This window comes from Staphylococcus arlettae (genome assembly GCF_025560845.1).
Classification (GTDB): domain Bacteria; phylum Bacillota; class Bacilli; order Staphylococcales; family Staphylococcaceae; genus Staphylococcus; species Staphylococcus arlettae.
In genome coordinates this window covers 1,121,975-1,140,293 of the sequence record NZ_CP094803.1, presented here as the reverse complement: position 1 = coordinate 1,140,293, position 18,319 = coordinate 1,121,975, and the positions used below count along the sequence as shown (strand labels likewise).

The 18,319-nt window shown below is 34.2% G+C and carries 14 protein-coding genes; 2 read left to right on the top strand and 12 right to left on the bottom strand.

The window, feature by feature from the left end:
* Positions 1-60: 60 nt before the first annotated feature.
* Positions 61-1,725, bottom strand: a complete 1,665-nt coding sequence (locus tag MUA37_RS05545) for a formate--tetrahydrofolate ligase (RefSeq protein WP_107399581.1) — start codon at positions 1,723-1,725, stop codon at positions 61-63.
* A gap of 243 nt (positions 1,726-1,968) precedes the next feature.
* Complete coding sequence (acsA, locus tag MUA37_RS05540) at positions 1,969-3,678, bottom strand: acetate--CoA ligase (protein ID WP_107376792.1); 1,710 nt, start codon at positions 3,676-3,678, stop codon at positions 1,969-1,971.
* Between the two features lie 182 nt (positions 3,679-3,860).
* Between acsA and MUA37_RS05535 the strand changes: the two genes are divergently transcribed.
* Together MUA37_RS05535 and MUA37_RS05530 are read left to right on the top strand one after the other, a co-directional pair.
* Positions 3,861-4,493 (top strand): GNAT family N-acetyltransferase, encoded by a 633-nt coding sequence (locus tag MUA37_RS05535; RefSeq protein ID WP_107373993.1) that lies wholly within the window; start codon positions 3,861-3,863, stop codon positions 4,491-4,493.
* A 13-nt stretch (positions 4,494-4,506) separates the two neighbouring features.
* Positions 4,507-5,661 (top strand): acetoin utilization protein AcuC, encoded by a 1,155-nt coding sequence (locus MUA37_RS05530; protein WP_002510206.1) that lies wholly within the window; start codon positions 4,507-4,509, stop codon positions 5,659-5,661.
* Positions 5,662-5,770: 109 nt separating this feature from the next.
* On the opposite strand, the gene ccpA is transcribed toward MUA37_RS05530, so the two are convergent.
* The 10 genes from ccpA to MUA37_RS05480 form a co-directional block, all read right to left on the bottom strand.
* Positions 5,771-6,760, bottom strand: coding sequence for a catabolite control protein A (gene ccpA / locus MUA37_RS05525; RefSeq protein ID WP_142019580.1), 990 nt, complete (start codon positions 6,758-6,760; stop codon positions 5,771-5,773).
* A gap of 268 nt (positions 6,761-7,028) precedes the next feature.
* Complete coding sequence (locus MUA37_RS05520; RefSeq protein WP_103387807.1) at positions 7,029-8,120, bottom strand: bifunctional 3-deoxy-7-phosphoheptulonate synthase/chorismate mutase; 1,092 nt, start codon at positions 8,118-8,120, stop codon at positions 7,029-7,031.
* A gap of 319 nt (positions 8,121-8,439) precedes the next feature.
* The gene (locus MUA37_RS05515) at positions 8,440-9,765 is read right to left on the bottom strand and encodes a hypothetical protein (RefSeq protein ID WP_142019579.1); all 1,326 of its coding nucleotides are present in this window, start codon (positions 9,763-9,765) and stop codon (positions 8,440-8,442) included.
* Between the two features lie 80 nt (positions 9,766-9,845).
* Positions 9,846-10,340: a DUF948 domain-containing protein gene (locus MUA37_RS05510; protein WP_002510202.1), complete on the bottom strand. Its 495-nt coding sequence runs from the start codon at positions 10,338-10,340 to the stop codon at positions 9,846-9,848.
* A gap of 70 nt (positions 10,341-10,410) precedes the next feature.
* Complete coding sequence (gene murC / locus MUA37_RS05505) at positions 10,411-11,724, bottom strand: UDP-N-acetylmuramate--L-alanine ligase (protein WP_107376794.1); 1,314 nt, start codon at positions 11,722-11,724, stop codon at positions 10,411-10,413.
* Between the two features lie 23 nt (positions 11,725-11,747).
* Complete coding sequence (locus MUA37_RS05500; protein ID WP_262624885.1) at positions 11,748-15,302, bottom strand: DNA translocase FtsK; 3,555 nt, start codon at positions 15,300-15,302, stop codon at positions 11,748-11,750.
* A gap of 17 nt (positions 15,303-15,319) precedes the next feature.
* Complete coding sequence (gene ytpR / locus MUA37_RS05495) at positions 15,320-15,919, bottom strand: YtpR family tRNA-binding protein (RefSeq protein WP_103387803.1); 600 nt, start codon at positions 15,917-15,919, stop codon at positions 15,320-15,322.
* A gap of 12 nt (positions 15,920-15,931) precedes the next feature.
* Entirely contained in the window at positions 15,932-16,795 is an 864-nt protein-coding gene (locus tag MUA37_RS05490) for a DUF1444 domain-containing protein (protein WP_142019577.1), read from the bottom strand.
* Between the two features lie 124 nt (positions 16,796-16,919).
* The gene (locus tag MUA37_RS05485) at positions 16,920-17,228 is read right to left on the bottom strand and encodes a thioredoxin family protein (protein ID WP_002510197.1); all 309 of its coding nucleotides are present in this window, start codon (positions 17,226-17,228) and stop codon (positions 16,920-16,922) included.
* Positions 17,229-17,245: 17 nt separating this feature from the next.
* The gene (locus MUA37_RS05480; RefSeq protein ID WP_369946024.1) at positions 17,246-18,289 is read right to left on the bottom strand and encodes a M42 family metallopeptidase; all 1,044 of its coding nucleotides are present in this window, start codon (positions 18,287-18,289) and stop codon (positions 17,246-17,248) included.
* Positions 18,290-18,319 lie beyond the last annotated feature (30 nt).

Genomic DNA, 18,319 nt, shown 5'->3' with positions numbered 1-18,319 from the left:
TTCTGTAGTGTTCAGTTCTACCTTTATTATGAATAACATATAACAAGTTATAGCTTATCGTTAGAATAAGCCTTGGGCATGTCCATCGTCTGTAACATCCATATTTAATGCTGCTGGTTTTTTAGGTAAACCTGGCATAGTCATAATTGCACCAGTTAGTGCAACAACAAATCCAGCACCAGTTTTGGCTTCTAATTCACGAATCGTAATTTCAAAGTCAGATGGTGCACCTAATTGTGTTTGATCATCTGTAAATGAATATTGTGTTTTTGCCATACAAATTGGATAATTATCCCAACCATTATCTTTAAATGATTGTAATTGTTTTTGGGCTTTAGATGTAAATGTCACTTTACTACCACCATAAATTTCTTTCACAATTGTTTCAACTTTTTCTTCTAATGGTAAGTCTAAATCATACAAATGTTTAAATGATTGAGGCTCTTCGATAACCTCTAAGACATTTTGTGCTAAGTCAATTCCACCTTGACCGCCTTTTTCCCATACCTCTGTTAATGATAAGCGTACGCCTTTCTCTTTCGCCCAGTTAATAACAAACTCTGTTTCAGCTTCGGTATCATGAACAAATGCATTTAATGCAATAACAGGTTCCAGACCATATTTTTTCACATTATCTACATGTCGTTCTAAATTGACAATACCGTCTTGAAGCGCTGATACATTTTCATTTTTCAACTGATCTTTAGCTACACCACCATGCATTTTTAACGCTCTTATTGTAGCTACTACTACTACTGCTGACGGTTCGAAACCTGCTTCGCGTGCTTTAATATCGATAAATTTCTCTGCACCTAAGTCTGAACCAAATCCAGCTTCAGTTACTACAATATCCGCTAAATCTCGAGCTGTTTCTGTTGCTAAGATTGAATTACATCCATGTGCAATATTAGCAAATGGTCCACCATGTACAAGTGCTGGTGTACCTTCAATTGTTTGTACTAAGTTTGGTTTAATGGCATCTTTAAGAATCATAGCTAAGGCACCTTCAACTTTTAAATCAGCTACTGATACAGGTTTACGGTCTTTAGTATAGCCTATTGTAATTTTGCTAATTTTTTCTTTAAGATCCTTAATGCCAGTCGCTAAACATAATATTGCCATAATTTCAGATGCAACAGTTATATTAAAGCCATCTTCACGTGGTACACCTTGTGTTGGTCCACCTAGACCGACGATAATTTGACGTAGTGCTCGATCATTCATGTCTAAGACACGTTTCCATTCGATTCTACGTTGGTCAATATCTAATTCATTTCCCTGATGGATATGATTGTCTATAAATGCAGATAATGCATTATTTGCTGTTGTAATTGCGTGAAAATCACCATTAAAGTGTAAGTTAATATCTTCCATAGGTAAGACTTGAGCATATCCGCCGCCAGTAGCGCCACCCTTAATACCAAATGTTGGACCTAACGCTGGCTCTCTTAATGCCACCATTACATTCTTTTTCAATTGGTTAAATGCATCTGATAGACCAACAGTCACTGTTGATTTACCTTCTCCTGCAGGTGTTGGGCTCATCGCTGTAACTAGTACAACTTTGCCTTTGTCTTTTTTATCAATCTTGTTAATATCAACTTTCGCTTTGTAATGACCATATTGCTCTAAAGCGTCAGCAGGTATACCTGCCTTTTCAGCAATATCACCAATTGGTTTTAATGTTGATTGATTTGCAATTTCTAAATCAGATAAATGTGCCAACTAAATTCGCCCCTTGTAATAAATTAATTCGATGGTATCACAAATGAGTATCATCTAAAAAGTTCTTCCATATTTATATTAACGAACTTAAGCAATATTGTCGACAATTTAAGATAGCGCTTACATTAATTTTCTTTTTATCACCTAATGTACAACATGACAAAAGACTAGAACAGCAATGCCATTCTAGTCTTTTTTATTAAAAATAATTGCCACTTTTTTATTTAAAAAGCGATGTCAATTTTAATCTTCCATTGTGCTTAAATCACCAGCTGGTAAATCTAATTCCCAAGCTTTTAATACACGTCTCATAATTTTACCAGAACGTGTTTTTGGTAATTTATCTTTAAATTCAATTTCTCTAGGCGCCGCATGTGCTGCTAATCCTTCTTTGACAAATACGCGAATATCTTCTTTTAGTTCATCTGAAGGTTCTTGACCTGGAATTAATGCAACAAATGCTTTAATAATTTCGCCTCTTACAGGATCAGGTTTGCCGATTACACCAGCTTCTGCTACAGCTTCATGTTCTACTAATTTTGATTCAACTTCAAATGGTCCGACACGTTCACCTGCTGTCATAATTACATCATCAACACGACCTTGGAACCAAAAGTAACCATCTTCATCCATATAAGCTGAGTCACCAGATACATACCAATCTCCAATGAAATAAGATTCATATTTTTCCGGATTCTTCCAGACAGCCGTCATCATTGATGGCCAGCCTTTTTTAATCGCTAAATTTCCCATTCTGTTCACAGGCAATTCATTACCTTGATCATCAATAATAGATGCTTCAATTCCTGGCAATGGTTTTCCCATAGAACCTAATTTAATATCCATTGATGGGTAATTTACAATCATATGGCCACCTGTTTCAGTCATCCACCATGTATCTAATACACGTTTACCAAATACATCATATGCCCATTTAATAACTTCAGGGTTTAATGGTTCACCGACTGATAAAATAGTTTTTAGCGATGATAAATCGTATTTTTTAATAACATCATCACCAGCACTCATTAACATACGCAATGCTGTTGGTGCGGTATACCAAATTGTGACATTAAATTCATCAATCATGTTATACCATGCTTCAGGAGAAAAACGTCCCCCTGCAATACAGTTTGTAACACCATTTAGCCATGGACTAAAGATACCATAAGATGTACCCGTCACCCAGCCAGGGTCAGCTGTACACCAATATACATCATCTTCTTGCATATCTAATACGTATTTACCTGAAATATAATGTACTAGCATAGCTCTTTGTACGTGTAACACGCCTTTAGGCTGACCAGTTGAACCAGATGTGTAGTGTAAAATAAGACCATCATCTAAGTTTAACCACTCTGTTTCTATTTGATCACTTGCTACTTTTAATTCCTTATTAAAGTCAACATAACCATTTTCTACTTCTTCATCCACAACAATAATAGTTTCAAGATTAGGTAACTTTTCTTGCGGGATTCTAGGTAACAACGCATTCGTGGTTACAATTACTTTGGCATCACTATTATCTAAACGATCAGCCACTGCCTTTTCCATAAATGCTTCGAATAATGGACCAACAATGGCACCTAATTTTAAAATACCAAACAATGCAAAGTATAACTCAGGTGTTCTAGGCATAAAGATAAACACTCTGTCCCCTTTTTCTACATTAGCTTTATCTTTAAGCACATTAGCTGCCTTATTTACATTTGATTTCATTTCGTTAAAAGTATAACTTTCTTTTCTCTTATCGTCCTTATAATGTAGAGCAATTTTGTCGCCCTTGCCATTATCAACATGGCGGTCTATACATTCATGCGCCATATTTACTTTACCAGAGTCATACCAAGAAAACTCTTTTTCAACATCTTTCCAGTCAAAATTGTTGTACACTTTGTCATAGTCTGTAAGGTTAAAGTTTCCTTGATCCCCTTTATATACTTCTACTTTCATTGTAAATCCCCCTCTAAATGAAATCGCTTTCTAATACTGTAGTGTAATTATATCTAATATAGACACAATTTTCAAAAATATCTGACATAAAAATAATTACTGTGTTAATTTATGTTATTTTCAATTATAATCAATATAAATAATGCCTTAAATCTATTTTAAGTTTGAAGGTGGAGTGAGTTATGGAACACAAAAAAACTTATATCTCAAAACAGTACTCAATTGATGATGTTGAATATATCATTGAAGGTCCTGTCTCGAAAGCACAACTGGATTTAATGAGTTTTGACCAAGGTTTAACTGCTTTCCGATATTCAGATGAACAATTTGAAGCTATCAAGGAAATAAGCACACTAGATGAAGGCCGCATCTTTATCTTAAAGCAGCAGTCACATATTATTGGTTATGTCACTTTTCACTATCCAGATCCATTGGAACGTTGGTCTACAGGGGAGCTAGAATATTTAATCGAATTAGGGGCGATTGAAATTAGTTTACCTTATCGCAAACTGCATTTAGGTAAGGAGCTTATTCAAACTAGTCTTGCGAGCGATGAAATTGAAGATTATATCATACTCACAACAGAATATTATTGGCACTGGGATTTGAAAAATTCTGGTCTCGATGTATACGAGTACAAAAAACTCATGCAAAAATTGATGGGATACGGGAACTTAGAAATTTTCGCAACAGATGATCCTGAAATTACTAGTCATCCAGCTAACTGCTTAATGGCAAGAATTGGCAGTAGAATTACTATCGATCAATTACAAGCTTTTGATGACATACGTTTTATGAATCGCTTTTTCTTTTAAAGGGGAGAATTTTATGATTACTGAAAACAAAACGGGATATGTGTATGCACATGAATTATTACAATATCGTTTTAAAAATGACCATCCATTCAATCAAATGCGTTTAAAATTAACAACAGAATTACTCGTTGATTTAAACGCATTACATAACCATCATCTTATACAACCGAGACTTGCATCAGACGAAGAAATTGCCCTAATACATAGTTATGATTATATACAAGCTATGCACCATGCATCACATGGTATTTTAAGCGATGTTGAAGCCCGAAAATATGGTTTAGATGGTGAAGATACTATGCAGTTTAAGCATATGCATCAACACAGTGCTCGTATTGTGGGAGGAGCTTTGAATTTAGCTGATGCAATTATGACTAATAAAGTTACTAATGGATGCCATTTAGGTGGAGGCTTACATCATGCTCTGCCTGGTAGAGCAAATGGATTTTGTGTATATAACGATGTGGCAATTACTATTGCTCATCTAATACAAAAATATAATAGTAGAGTATTATGTATCGATACAGATGCGCATCACGGAGACGGTACACAATGGAGTTTTTATACGAATGATCATGTGTTAAATTATTCAATACATGAAACTGGTAAATTTCTCTTTCCGGGTTCTGGACACTATACAGAACGAGGTAGTGAACAAGGATTCGGCTACACCGTTAATTTGCCTTTAGAACCATTTACGGAAAACGATTCATACTTAGAATCTTTTAAACAAACGATTGAACCGGTAATTAAAACATTTAAACCTGATATTATTATTAGCGTCCATGGGGTCGATATTCATTATTTAGACCCACTGACACATATGAGTTGTACACTTGATGCGCTATATGAAATCCCATACTATATTAAAATGCTAGCGGATAAGTATACAGATGGGAAAGTACTGATGTTTGGTGGCGGAGGATATAATATATGGAAAGTTGTACCTCTTGCTTGGTCACACGTATTTTTAGCACTTATTGGTGAGCCAAAACAACAAGGTCCTTTACCACAAAAATGGCTTACTAAATGGCAACAATATGCACCCTGTTCCTTACCAAAAACTTGGTCCGATGAATGTACAGATTATCCTTATATTCCTAGAACAAAAGAAATATCAGCACTAAATACGAAACATGCAAAACAAGTAGCTTCATGGTTTGAATAACAATTAAAGTATAATTTGACTCAAGACCGTCATTTACAATGCTTTGAATTCTACTTATATATAATAAAAAAGCTGTCACATGTTGAATGTGTCAGCTTTTTATAGTGTCTTATTTTGTTGTACCACGATATTCAATTCTATGAGGTAAAATAACATTCGGTTCTTCGATTTCTTCCTCATTCATGTATTTTGTAAGCAATCTCATGCCTACTGCACCAATATCATATAATGGTTGAATTACACTTGATAATTGTGGTCTTACCATTTCCACTAGACGTGTGTTATTAAAACTAACTATTTGCAAGTCATCAGGAATACTCACACCTTTGTCTTGTGCACTGTGCACTAAACCAATGGCTTGTTCATCACTGATTGATAGAATTGCATCTGGTTTTGTTTTATTTAATGCTTCAAAAGCACGTACCCCATCTTTATACGTTTCATTACCATTAAAGATGTTGTCTTCATTTAAATTTAATTGGTGTTTTGCCAATACTGTTTTTAAACCAGCTAATACGTCATCTTGTGCTTTTTTAGAATAATTACCACCAACAAAAGCGAATTCTTTTGCACCATTTAAAATTAACTGCTCTGTAATTTCTTGTGCAGCTGTTTCAAAATCAATATTAACTGAAGCGATACCTGCATCTTTACCGTTTGTACCTGAAACTACAACCGGCACAGACGACTTAGTAATTAAATCTTTAATTTCTTCAGAGATAGTACCTCCTAAGAAAATAATTCCATCTACTTGCTTACTTAATAAATTATTAAAGATTTCTTTTTCTTTGACTGGATCATTGTCAGAATTTGAAATAATTGAATGATATTTGTACATTGTCGCAATATCTTCTAATCCACGTGCAAGTTGCGAATAATAAACGTTAGAAATATCTGGTATGATTACTCCTACTGTTGTTGTTCGTTTACTTGCTAAACCTCGTGCTACTGCATTCGGTCTATAGTTTAATTTCTTGATTACTTCGTTAACTTTATCTCGCGTTTCTGGTTTCACGTTTTGGTTGCCATTCACAACACGTGATACTGTTGCCATTGATACTCTAGCCTCACGCGCTACGTCATAAATTGTAACAGTCATAGTTTCCTCCTTGTAAGCGGTTTATTTGTCATTATAACCCGTTTTCATTACATTTTCAAAGTTTATCATATTTTATTGTCTAGGAAAATAATTTTGTTTCAATGTCACAATTATGTCATATATCACAACCGTAGCGAGCTATGTTATTGCTTTAAAAATCATAAAAAACCTCTTATGTTCACTACTATAGATATCGATATCCCATGGATAATACAATATCTAATTTCTGTAGTTAAAAACACAAGAGGTTTTTATCATATAACTATTATTATTTTATTTTTTTGCTATTGTACATTTGTGCTAAAGGATTTATTTCATTGTAGAACTTATCAAATTCGTTTAAATCCATTTGTTGTCCACTATCACTTAATGCTACAGATGGATCTGGATGTACTTCAGCCATAATACCGTCAGCGCCTACTGCTAAACCAGCTTTTGCTGTTGGTAACATAATATCTTTACGTCCAGTACTGTGTGTAACATCAACCATGACTGGTAAATGTGTACCTTGTTTTAAGATTGGTACTGCTGAAATATCTAAAGTATTACGTGTAGCTTTTTCATAAGTACGAATACCGCGTTCACATAAAATGATATTATTATTACCTTGTGAAGCAATGTATTCTGCTGCATAAATGAATTCTTCAATTGTTGCAGATAAACCACGTTTTAATAATACTGGTTTGTTAGAACGTCCTGCTTCTTTTAATAATTCAAAGTTTTGCATGTTACGTGCACCAATTTGGAATACGTCTAAGTATTCATCAGCTACTTCAAAGTCTGCTGGATTAACGATTTCACTAACAACGTTTAAGTTGTATTTATCTTTAGTATTTTTTAATATTTTTAAGCCTTCAACACCCAATCCTTGGAAATCATATGGAGATGTACGTGGTTTGAATGCACCACCACGAATAAATTTTTCACCTTTGGCATGTAAATCAGCAGCAACTGCATCTACTTGTTCTTGAGACTCTACAGAACATGGGCCAAACACGAATGATTTATTGCCATCACCAATTATGCCACCGTTATCAAATTGTACAATTGTATCTTCAGGTTTTAATTTTCTAGACACATATAAATGTTTTTCATTTTCTGATTTTTGTAAATCGGTAGAGGCTTTAAAAATTTCTTTGAATAATTGCTTAATGACATTATCATTAAACGGTCCCTCATTTTTATCTAAAAGAATGTTGATCATTTCTTTTTCACGTTGTGGATCATAAACCGTAGTACCTTGTTTACTTTTTTCTTCTCCAATTTGTTGTGCTAATTCGCCTCTTTTAGATAATAATTTTAAAATTTCATCATTAATTTCAACTATTTCATCTCTGTACGCTTGTAATTTATCCGTCATTTTATTCACCTCTATGAAGATTTTAAAAACTTATATTTTATTCTGCTTTAAAGCGATAAAATATTTGTTAAAAGTAATTCTAACAATAACTGACGTTAAGTTCAAGTCATGAATGTAAATTTATCTTGTTTAAAATAGAATAACTCTAATACTAACTGAATTTTCTGTCATTTGCTAGGGTAAATTTCACACTATTCTAAAATTAAAGTTAATTAAAAATTAAACAGGATAGAAATCAAGACGTTAGTTTGACTTCTATCCTGCGCTTAACATATGTGACTAGTTTTAACTTTAAACAATTAATTTTTTATTTTAAGTTTTACTTGTCGAAGGTTCTTTTTTCAATTTTACTTTTAGCTTTTTCTTCACTTGTTCTTTGTGAAGTTCTATTTTTTTTATAGTTCACTGTTGAAGTTGAATCTTCTGTGTTTTGATCATTAGTTAAATTATTCGTAGCTTTATCATGAACAATGTGACCATTTTCAAATGATACTGATTCATGAGTTTGCGTAACTCTCTTTTCAGCTGATGGCTGTTCAGTTGAAGTTGATTGCTCTGAAGTTGATTTGTTTTCTGTATGTGCTTTCTCATTCTCACTAGTACTTGCAACTGCTCCACCAGCTAATACAGTACCTCCTGTCACTGCGCCTGCAATGTTCGCATTGTCTTTATCACTTTGCTTAGTAACAAGGTTAGGTACAGTGTTAAATTTTTGAGTAGTTTGGGGTGCTTCTGGTTCAAGCAAGTTAGCTGTGTTTTGTGCGCGTGTGTCGTCGTTTTGTAAAGCATGGTTTTTATTCTGTGCAGCTTGTGCTAAACCTTCAGCAGTTACTTTGTTAGAAGTATCTTTAGTATTTTGTTCTTCTGCTGATGCTTCTTCTGATGAGCTAGCATTAGCCTCATCATTATTTGTAGCCGCTGCACCCGTTGCCGCTGCTGCACCCGCTCCAGCTACACCTGCAGCTCCAACTGCTGCTTTACCATTTTGGGAACCATTTTCATTTGATTGCCCAGGTTCCGCTAAATTATTTTCTGAAGCCTCTTCTTTAATTGCTTCTTGTTGTGCTGCTCTTTCTTTTTGAGTAGGCTCTACATCATTACTAGATGAAGTGCTTTGCTCTGTGTCAGCATTATTGTTTTCGTCTTGTGCAAAAGATGCTGCTCCTGCTGCTCCTGTTACTGCACCTACGCCAGCTGCACCAGCAACACCTGCTGTATTACTCTTATTCGCATCGTCATTATCTGTTTGATCTGACGTATTATTCTCTAATGATGTATCTGCTTCTTGAGCTTTTGGAGACGTATTTGCTAAATCATGAGACGCAGACTCTTGTTGGATAGCGACTTTTTGTGCATCACGCTCAGATTGACTCACAGTAGATTTAATATTATTTACTTCTGTGTCTGCTTGTTGTTTAGCATTTTGGGATTGTGACGTAATACTGGATTTAAAATCACTAGTTGTTTCTTTTTTAGTGTTTTTAGATTTAGATTTAGTAGTAACTAGGCCGACTGCTGTACCAATTACTGCTCCAACAACAAAACCATAGACAAAATTATTTCTTTCTTCATTATTGTTATACTCTTCAGGAACTTCATAACTTTCTAAGTTTTTTTCATAGTTATCACGATTATAATACGCCATAATATTTGCCTCCTATAGCAAATGCACTTAAATAAAGTAACAACCCCATTTAAGTGCATTTGTGTAAGTATATTTATTAATTATTTATTATCTACACGTGTAGTATAGCTATGATTTGTGTCACCAGCTACACTGCTCGTTTTGTAGTTTGCACTTTCTCTACGACCTCTTCTATTTTGCCATTTGTCAGCAATTTCCATTGCCACATTTGACCATTGTACAACTTGAGAAATTTTGTCTTCATTTTGAGAAATATTGTGCGTAATTGAATTAGTCACGCGGTCAACTGAACCGTTTAATGTTTGTACTGAATCACCAATACCTTTAACAGCATCAACCACTGAATTCAATCGATCAGATTTACCTTGAATATCTTCAGTTAAGCGGTTTGCTTTATGAAGTAAATCTGTTGATTCACGTGTAATACCTTGAATTTGTCCTTCAACACCATCAAGAGTTTTAGCTACGTGATCTAAATTTTTCTTCACTGAAATTAAAACCACAACGATTCCAATAACTAAGATAAGAAAAGCTATCGCTGCAATAATCCCAGCAATGGGTAAAATCCATTCCATTAAAAACGCCTCCTAATAAACATATGTTGTTATTTTATTTAAATACCCAACTCATTTTAACATAAACATACTAAAATTCGTTAACAACGCCAAGATTATCCATATATGCACGTTGAACTTTTTGAATATCACCTGCACCCATGAATAAAATAACTGCATCGCTATGTTTTTCTAATATGTCTACACTTTCTTCATCTATCAGTGTAGCACCATTTATTCTTTGAAGTAAATCTTGAATTGTTAAATTTCCAGTATTTTCTCTAATTGAGCCAAAGATTTCACATAAATACGTGTGGTCTGCTTTATTTAAACAATCTGCAAATTCTTCAAGAAAGGCTTTTGTTCTACTAAATGTATGTGGTTGAAATACAGCAATAACCTCTTTGTTCGGGTATTTTTTTCTTGCTGTTTCAATCGTAGCACTAATTTCTCTTGGATGATGTGCATAATCATCGACTAACACTTGATTGGCTACTTTAGTTTCATTAAAACGACGTTTAACGCCACCAAATGTTTCTAATGCTTCTTTAATATTGTCGACATTAAGAGATTCTAAATAGCTTATAGTAATTACTGCTAAGCTATTTAAAATATTATGGTCGCCATATTGTGGTGATAAGAATGTGTCATAGTACGTGTTATTGATATACACATCAAATGTAGTGCCATTTTCATTGAATTGTACATTAGCTGCATATACATCATCATCTTGTGAAAAACCATAATAATAAACAGGTACATCTGCTTTAATATTACGTAAATGTTCATCATCACCCCAAGCGATGATTGCTTTTTTGACATTGCGAGACATTTCTTGGAATGCATCAAAAACATCATTGATGTCTTTGAAATAGTCTGGATGATCAAAATCAATGTTAGTCATAATAGCATAATCTGGATGATAACTTAAAAAGTGTCTTCGGTATTCACACGCTTCAAAAGCAAAATATTCACTAGCTGGTATACCTAAACCAGTACCATCACCAATTAAAAATGACGTTTTTTTATCGCCGTTCATTACATGTGATAATAATCCAGTAGTTGACGTTTTACCATGAGCTCCTGTTACTGCTACAGAAGTATACTGATTAATGACATGCCCTAAAAAGTCATGGTAACGAATTACTTCTAAATTTAAATCATGCGCTTTTGTAACTTCTTCATGTGTATCTGGAAAGGCATTGCCTTGAATTACTACCATATCTTTCTTGATATTATTGGCATCAAACGGAAGTATTTTTATACCTTTATTTTTTAATGCAACCTCTGTAAAAACATAACTTTCGATATCAGAACCTTGTACTTCATGGCCAAGATCATGCATGATTTGTGCTAGTGAACTCATACCAGCGCCTTTTATACCGACAAAATGATAATGTGTCATACGAACACTCCCTTTTATATATATTAAATTTCATTTAAATCAGTTTCTGTTAAATAAACATCTCTAGGTTTAGAACCATTAGCTTCTGATATATAACCAAGTTGTTCTAATTGGTCAACTATTCGAGCGGCACGATTATAACCTATTTGGAAATGTCTTTGTATTAATGATGTTGAAATATGGCCTTCTTGCACCATAAATTGACATACATCATCAAATAAATCATCTTGTGGTGGACTTTCTGTTTTTTTCAATAATTCTTTTTCTTCAAATAAATATTCTGGTGGACGTTGTTGTTTAATATAATCTACAACATCATCGATTTCTTCGTCTGAAACAAAGCTACCTTGTACTCGGATAGGTTTATTCATACCGCTACCAAGATACAACATGTCGCCGTAGCCTAATAATCTCTCAGCACCACCGCTATCAAGAATAGTTCTTGAATCAACGCTTGAAGATACCATAAAGGCAATTCTTGTCGGTATATTCGCTTTAATTAAACCTGTAATTACGTTAACTGATGGTCGCTGTGTTGCTACTAACATATGAATACCACAAGCACGTGCTTTTTGAGCAATACGCGCTATAGATTGTTCTACATCTTGTGGTGCCATCATCATTAAATCGGCTAACTCATCAATAACTATAACAATTTTAGGTAACCTATCTTCATATGCTGCTTTCTTGTTAAAAGCAGTAATGTTTCTAACGTGATATTGTGCAAATAATTTATATCTGCGCTCCATCTCTTCAACAGCCCATTTAAGACTTTGTGTTGCTGCTTTGACATCGGTAATAACTGGCGACACTAAATGAGGTAAATCATTATATGGTGCTAATTCTACCATTTTTGGATCAATTAAGAGTAATTTTAGCTCTTCCGGATGATTTTTATATAAAAGTGATAACAATATGCTATTTATGCATACCGATTTTCCTGAACCAGTTGCCCCTGCAATTAGCGCATGTGGTGTTTTAGCTATATCCATTAATAATGGTTGATTATTAATTCTGTAACCCATAGCTACAGTTAATTTTGATTCGGCATCATTAAACTGCTCACTGTCAATTATTGATTTTATATTCACTTTAGTTGGAGATTGGTTTGGTACTTCAATTCCAACCAAGCTGGTACCCGGAATTGGTGCTTCAATTCGAATATCTTTAGCTGCAAGTGCCATTTTAATATCATCTTGTAATGCTGTAATTCTAGAAACCTTGACTCCTTTTTCAACAGAAAGTTCAAAACGAGTTACACTTGGTCCTTCAGTAACAGTTTGTACTTCGGCAGGTACGTTAAAGTAGTAAAAAGCATCGTTTAATTCTTGCTTTTTCTCCTCGATCCATGCATCATCTACTTCTTGTTCCTCTGGTGATTCTAGTAAAGCCACATCAGGTAATTTTACGCTTGGCCCTCTACGAATTGTACGTGTTGCTTGTGGTTGCTCTTTACTTTCATGTTGTTCTGTATCTTGTGTCGTTTCAGTTACATCATTTTGTTGAGTGCTATGCTCTATTGTTTGGTCATGTGTTGCACCCTGCTTAGTATGATGTTCACTCGTCGAATCTACCGCACTTGCAATATTATTTGTTTCATTTGTAACTGTGGCACTATCTGAATTTTCCTTCGTCTGATTAGATTGGTCAGATGTAGGTTTAAGTTCAGGTACATTTACTGATTTTGAAGAAGTTGTTGTACTAGTACTTACTTTTTTTGCTTTATTAGCATCCATCATACGTTTTTTATCAGAAGGTGTCATAACTACATTAAATGGTTTACTACCTTTAGCAATAGGACGTTTTACTGTAGATTGCGATTGCTGAACAGTTTTCGTTTGTTGTTCCGCCTTTTCATCCACATTGTTTTCTATTGCTGTGTTACTAGCCGTATTTTGTGCTTCAGATGAATTATTGTGTACTGAATCATCTGTTTCGGCATCTTCTTCTGTATTTAACGTAGCAGCTTCATACTGTACATTTTCCTGATTAATTGTCGTGTCCTCATCGTTAACGTGTTCAGTAGCATCATTCGAGTCTAAATCATTATGTTGATTTTCATTAAATTCTGTAGTTGCATCATCGTGATCGTCAGAGCTATCTTCAACATTTGTAGTTACATTAGCTGTAGCAGCGTCTTCTGACAATTCTTCTTGTTCATTTTCATTAATGGCTTCCGTTGTTTCTTCAACTTCCGCTTCTTCATTTAGAATATCTTGGTCAAAATTTTGCTTATGTGATGTTTCTTCGAGGTCATTCGTAGACGCTTCCGATATTTCTCTATAAGTTGCATCTGCTATTGCTTCATCAGCTGCTGATTGCTCTACTGAATCTTCATATGTACTTTCTGTAGTACTTGGTTCTATAGTAGATGCTTGTTGTTCTGTATCTTCAATAGACGTTTGGTCATCATCTACATATTGTACATCACTAATATTATCTAAATTTACTTCTTCATACATAAAGTTTTCTGATTCAGTAATATCAGTAGCGCTACTCTCATTATCAAATGCATGCTCTGTGTCTCGTTGATGCTGTTGTTCGGTATTTGATTGGTCTTTTGACAAATCATCACTATCTACTTCATCTAGCGAACTTTCTCCAACATATTGTTGTGCTTGTTTGGCATACATTTCATCGATAGCTTTTTGGATATTATCTTTAGGACTATCTTCATGTGATTGGCGTTTTTGTTGTAAAGCTTTTTTAAATTGTTTCTTTTGTAAAACTTTACGTTCTCTTTCACGTCGAATCTCTTCGACGATTTGTGATGCATAAAAGTTTTCAATATTAACAGTGTTATCCTTTTTCACTTGCTTTTGCTCAGCTGTGTTTTGTTGGTCTTGGCGCTTATTACCTTTTCTAAGCAAATCATCATTGGAATAACTTTCATTTTCTTTAACATTGTTTTCAATTGAAGTTTGATGTTGCGCAGAATCTGACTGCTTCACTTCATGAGCATTCATCATTGTTTGGTTTGAATTTGATAACTCATTTGTATCTGTATCAGATGTTAGTTCTTTATTTGTGATAACACCATTTTCTAATTTGTGTCTCTTTTGAGTACCAAAAATTGCCGAAGGTACTTCACTCGCTTTAAAATCGCTTTTATGATAATGCCGTTTTTCTGAAGATGGTGTTGAATATTGTGCTCTCAAGACCTCTGTTTGAATACGAATTCTCTTATTATTTTGCTTATTATCTGGTCTTTCTACTTGCTTATATGAATGAGTCGTTGATGTTGATTCTGGTTGTCTATCAATATTTTGTTCATAGGCAGAATTTCTGTGTCTTCGAGAACGCTGTCTCCCATCATTTGTAACTTCATTAAATTGTTGCTCATTAGAAGATGACTTGTGCTCATTGCTAGTTGAATGATTGGCGTCGGTATCTTCTATACCACTCATTGGAAACCTAAATTTACCTCTAGGTCGCTCGTATACATCATTATTTTGAGGAAGTAATGAGTCTTTATCATTTTGATTTTGTTTGGCTTTGTGACGACGTTGATTTCTTTTAGCTAAATAATCGTCTTGTGAGTCGTTCTCTTCACCAAATAATTTATCGAACCAGCTCATACGCTCATCCTCCTTTTTTATTCTTCAAAAAATGCTTGTCCAACCGTATAACTATCATCTAACACCATGATACCTTTTTCGGCTGGCGCGTTCGGTAAGTCTAATTCTTTCATTGAGCACACCATTCCACTAGAAGCTACTCCACGCAGTTCCGCATCTTTTATTACCATTCCGCTAGGCATAACCGCACCAACTTTTGCAATCACTACTTTTTGACCTGCTTCTACGTTTGGTGCTCCGCACACAATTTGTAATTTTTCAGTAGCTACATCTACAGTTAATACACTCAATTTGTCCGCATCAGGATGTTTATCTTTACTTTCAACGTAACCTACAACGAATTTTGGAGACAAGTCCGCGTTCAACTGTTGAGTGAACCCTGCCTCAACAATAGCGTTTTGTAACGCATCGATAATAGATTCAGTCAATTTAACATGACCATTATCTGTAATTGTTACTTTATCTGCTATTTTGAAAACATTGTATCCTACTACTTTATTATCCGCAGTAATTTCTACAACATTCCCCTTTGTTTCATAAGAGAACGGCCCTTCATGTGGCTCGATTTGTAAAAATGCTACATCTCCAACTTTTTCTTTATTGTAAAAAAGGTTCATACTTAAAACTCCTTATTTTTTATCTTTATTTTCATATTGCTTTCTTGTTGCTTCTAATCTTTGAATAACGTTTGGATCACGTTTTTGTTTATTATTTTTACCCAAAATGAATATTGGTTCAAAGTGACCACTTTCGTAACCGAAGGATAATGAAGTAATTGGCACTAGTCCTTTAGTAAAAAACTCCATAGTTAAATGGGCCATTACATCATAACCCGTTTTGTTTCTTATATCTGCGACAATCAACACATCCTGATGTGGAATTGCTACTAGCATTTCGCCTTCACATTGTTTTTCAAATTCATTTAAAAATGAAGTGTTTAAAATTCTACTAGCATCATAACCATCATTGGAATTAATAAAGTAAAATAAATTACCTTTTACTTCATCTGTTGTATATTTGTTTTCTAATTTTCGGACATTAAATAATGCCATTTCTTTTAATTGTTGTTTAGATATATTTAGTTGTTGAAACAGTTTTTCATCTATTAAGCGATATGATTTTCCCAAATCAACTGCATAATAAATATAAGTTTCAGCTGTATGCTCATCTATCACAAATGGTACGCCATCTTTGTTTTCTTTTGCAAAACTTGGTGCACGTAACACCGGCATAACATTAACTTGCTCTAAATCTGCTAATGAGTCATCCTTCATTTGGCCGATTGCTTCTTCAACATAATAAACGATTTCATCTACAATTTTTTCTTGTTGTTGTTTGTATTTTGCAACAATCGCGTTCAATTTAATTGTTACGCCTTTTCCATTATCAACTCTATATATACGTAACGTTTCATCGTCACGATTAAAACTAAATTTTACATCTAATTGCTTTAAACGTTCTTTTAATTTATCTCTCATTTGAAAGACATTCATTGATTAACACTCCTATATTCGTGCCTTTATACAGTTTACAATAAATATACCCTTTAGAACAGAAAAAATATACGTTCAAAGGGTATAGTTTTATCATTTTACAATACTCGTTCTCACTATCTATTTATAGTGAAGCAATAAAGTCATCAATTTGTTCAATTGATTTACGTTCTTTTCCAATATAACTACCCAATAATTCACCGTCGTTATAAACTAAAAAACTTGGAATACCCATAATACCATGGTCAACACAAATATCCATAAATTGATCTCTATCAACAGAAATAAAATTAAAATCATTATATTTTTCTTCTAACTGTGGCAAATCAGGTTCGATGACTTTGCAATCAGGACACCAATCTGCGGTAAATAAAAATACAGTTTTGGCTTGTTTTAATTCTTCAAATTGTTTTTCACTTTCTAAACTTTTCATGTTTATATGCTCCTTAATTAACTATATTGTAAATGTTCGATTTGTGAACTAGTCAAATCCTTAATTGAAGTAAATAACAACGCTCTGGCAGCTGTATAATCTCGAATATCAAATACAGCATTGGTACTATGAATGTAACGTGCACAAACACCGATAACAGCAGTTGGTACACCTTGGTTAGCTTTATGAATTTCTCCTCCATCTGTGCCACCGGGTGAAATGTAATATTGATGTTTAATATTATGTTCTTGAGCTTTATTTAATAAAAAATCTCTAAATGTAGGTTTGAGAATCATAGTACCATCTTTAATACGAATTAGAGTCCCCTCCCCTAGTTCGCCTGAAAGGTTTTGTTTACCTTTCATATCGTTAGCTGGTGAGCAATCGACGACAAAAGCTACATCTGGCTCAATTAATTCAGCTGCTGATCTTGCACCACGTAATCCAACTTCTTCTTGAACATTTGCGCCAACATATAAATCCACATCTAACTCCATATCTTGTACTAATTCTAATAACTCTATGCCAATAAGACAACCATAACGATTATCCCATGCTTTACTCACAAAACGATGTTCAGATAATTGTGTAAATGGCGTTTCTGGTACGATAGTATCACCAATTTCTATCCCTCTTGACGATACTTGCTCAGAATTTTCACAACCAATATCTAGCAGCAAGTCTTCAATTTTAGGGGCACCTTCATTACCAGTGCGAAAATGTTTCGGTATATTTGCAACAATGCCTAATATTTCTTCACCATTTCGTGTTTTAACTTTTAAACGTTGGCCTTGCCAAATGTCATTAGCTATTCCGCCTAGATTAGTAAATTGGAGTAAACCGTTTGAAGTAATATTGGTAATCATAAAACCAACTTCATCCATATGTGCTGCAACCATCACTCTTTTGGCATCAGCTGATTTTGAACGTTTCACACCGTATATTGCTCCCATGCGATCTTGTACAAATTCGTCGACAAATGGTGCCATCTCTTCTTTAAGATAATTTCGTACATCACTTTCAAATCCTGGAGCACCGTGTAACTCCGTTAATATTTTCATTCGTTCTAAAGTCTTATTTTGATCTAAATT

Excerpts from the sequence above, each read along its gene's own strand:
- acsA (WP_107376792.1), bottom strand. The coding sequence starts at position 3,678 with ATGAAAGTAGAAGTATATAAAGGGGATCAAGGAAACTTTAACCTTACA.
- MUA37_RS05535 (WP_107373993.1), top strand. The coding sequence starts at position 3,861 with ATGGAACACAAAAAAACTTATATCTCAAAACAGTACTCAATTGATGAT.
- MUA37_RS05530 (WP_002510206.1), top strand. The coding sequence starts at position 4,507 with ATGATTACTGAAAACAAAACGGGATATGTGTATGCACATGAATTATTA.
- ccpA (WP_142019580.1), bottom strand. The coding sequence starts at position 6,760 with ATGACTGTTACAATTTATGACGTAGCGCGTGAGGCTAGAGTATCAATG.
- MUA37_RS05520 (WP_103387807.1), bottom strand. The coding sequence starts at position 8,120 with ATGACGGATAAATTACAAGCGTACAGAGATGAAATAGTTGAAATTAAT.
- MUA37_RS05515 (WP_142019579.1), bottom strand. The coding sequence starts at position 9,765 with ATGGCGTATTATAATCGTGATAACTATGAAAAAAACTTAGAAAGTTAT.
- MUA37_RS05510 (WP_002510202.1), bottom strand. The coding sequence starts at position 10,340 with ATGGAATGGATTTTACCCATTGCTGGGATTATTGCAGCGATAGCTTTT.
- murC (WP_107376794.1), bottom strand. The coding sequence starts at position 11,724 with ATGACACATTATCATTTTGTCGGTATAAAAGGCGCTGGTATGAGTTCA.
- MUA37_RS05500 (WP_262624885.1), bottom strand. The coding sequence starts at position 15,302 with ATGAGCTGGTTCGATAAATTATTTGGTGAAGAGAACGACTCACAAGAC.
- ytpR (WP_103387803.1), bottom strand. The coding sequence starts at position 15,919 with ATGAACCTTTTTTACAATAAAGAAAAAGTTGGAGATGTAGCATTTTTA.
- MUA37_RS05490 (WP_142019577.1), bottom strand. The coding sequence starts at position 16,795 with ATGAATGTCTTTCAAATGAGAGATAAATTAAAAGAACGTTTAAAGCAA.
- MUA37_RS05485 (WP_002510197.1), bottom strand. The coding sequence starts at position 17,228 with ATGAAAAGTTTAGAAAGTGAAAAACAATTTGAAGAATTAAAACAAGCC.
- MUA37_RS05480 (WP_369946024.1), bottom strand. The coding sequence starts at position 18,289 with ATGAAAATATTAACGGAGTTACACGGTGCTCCAGGATTTGAAAGTGAT.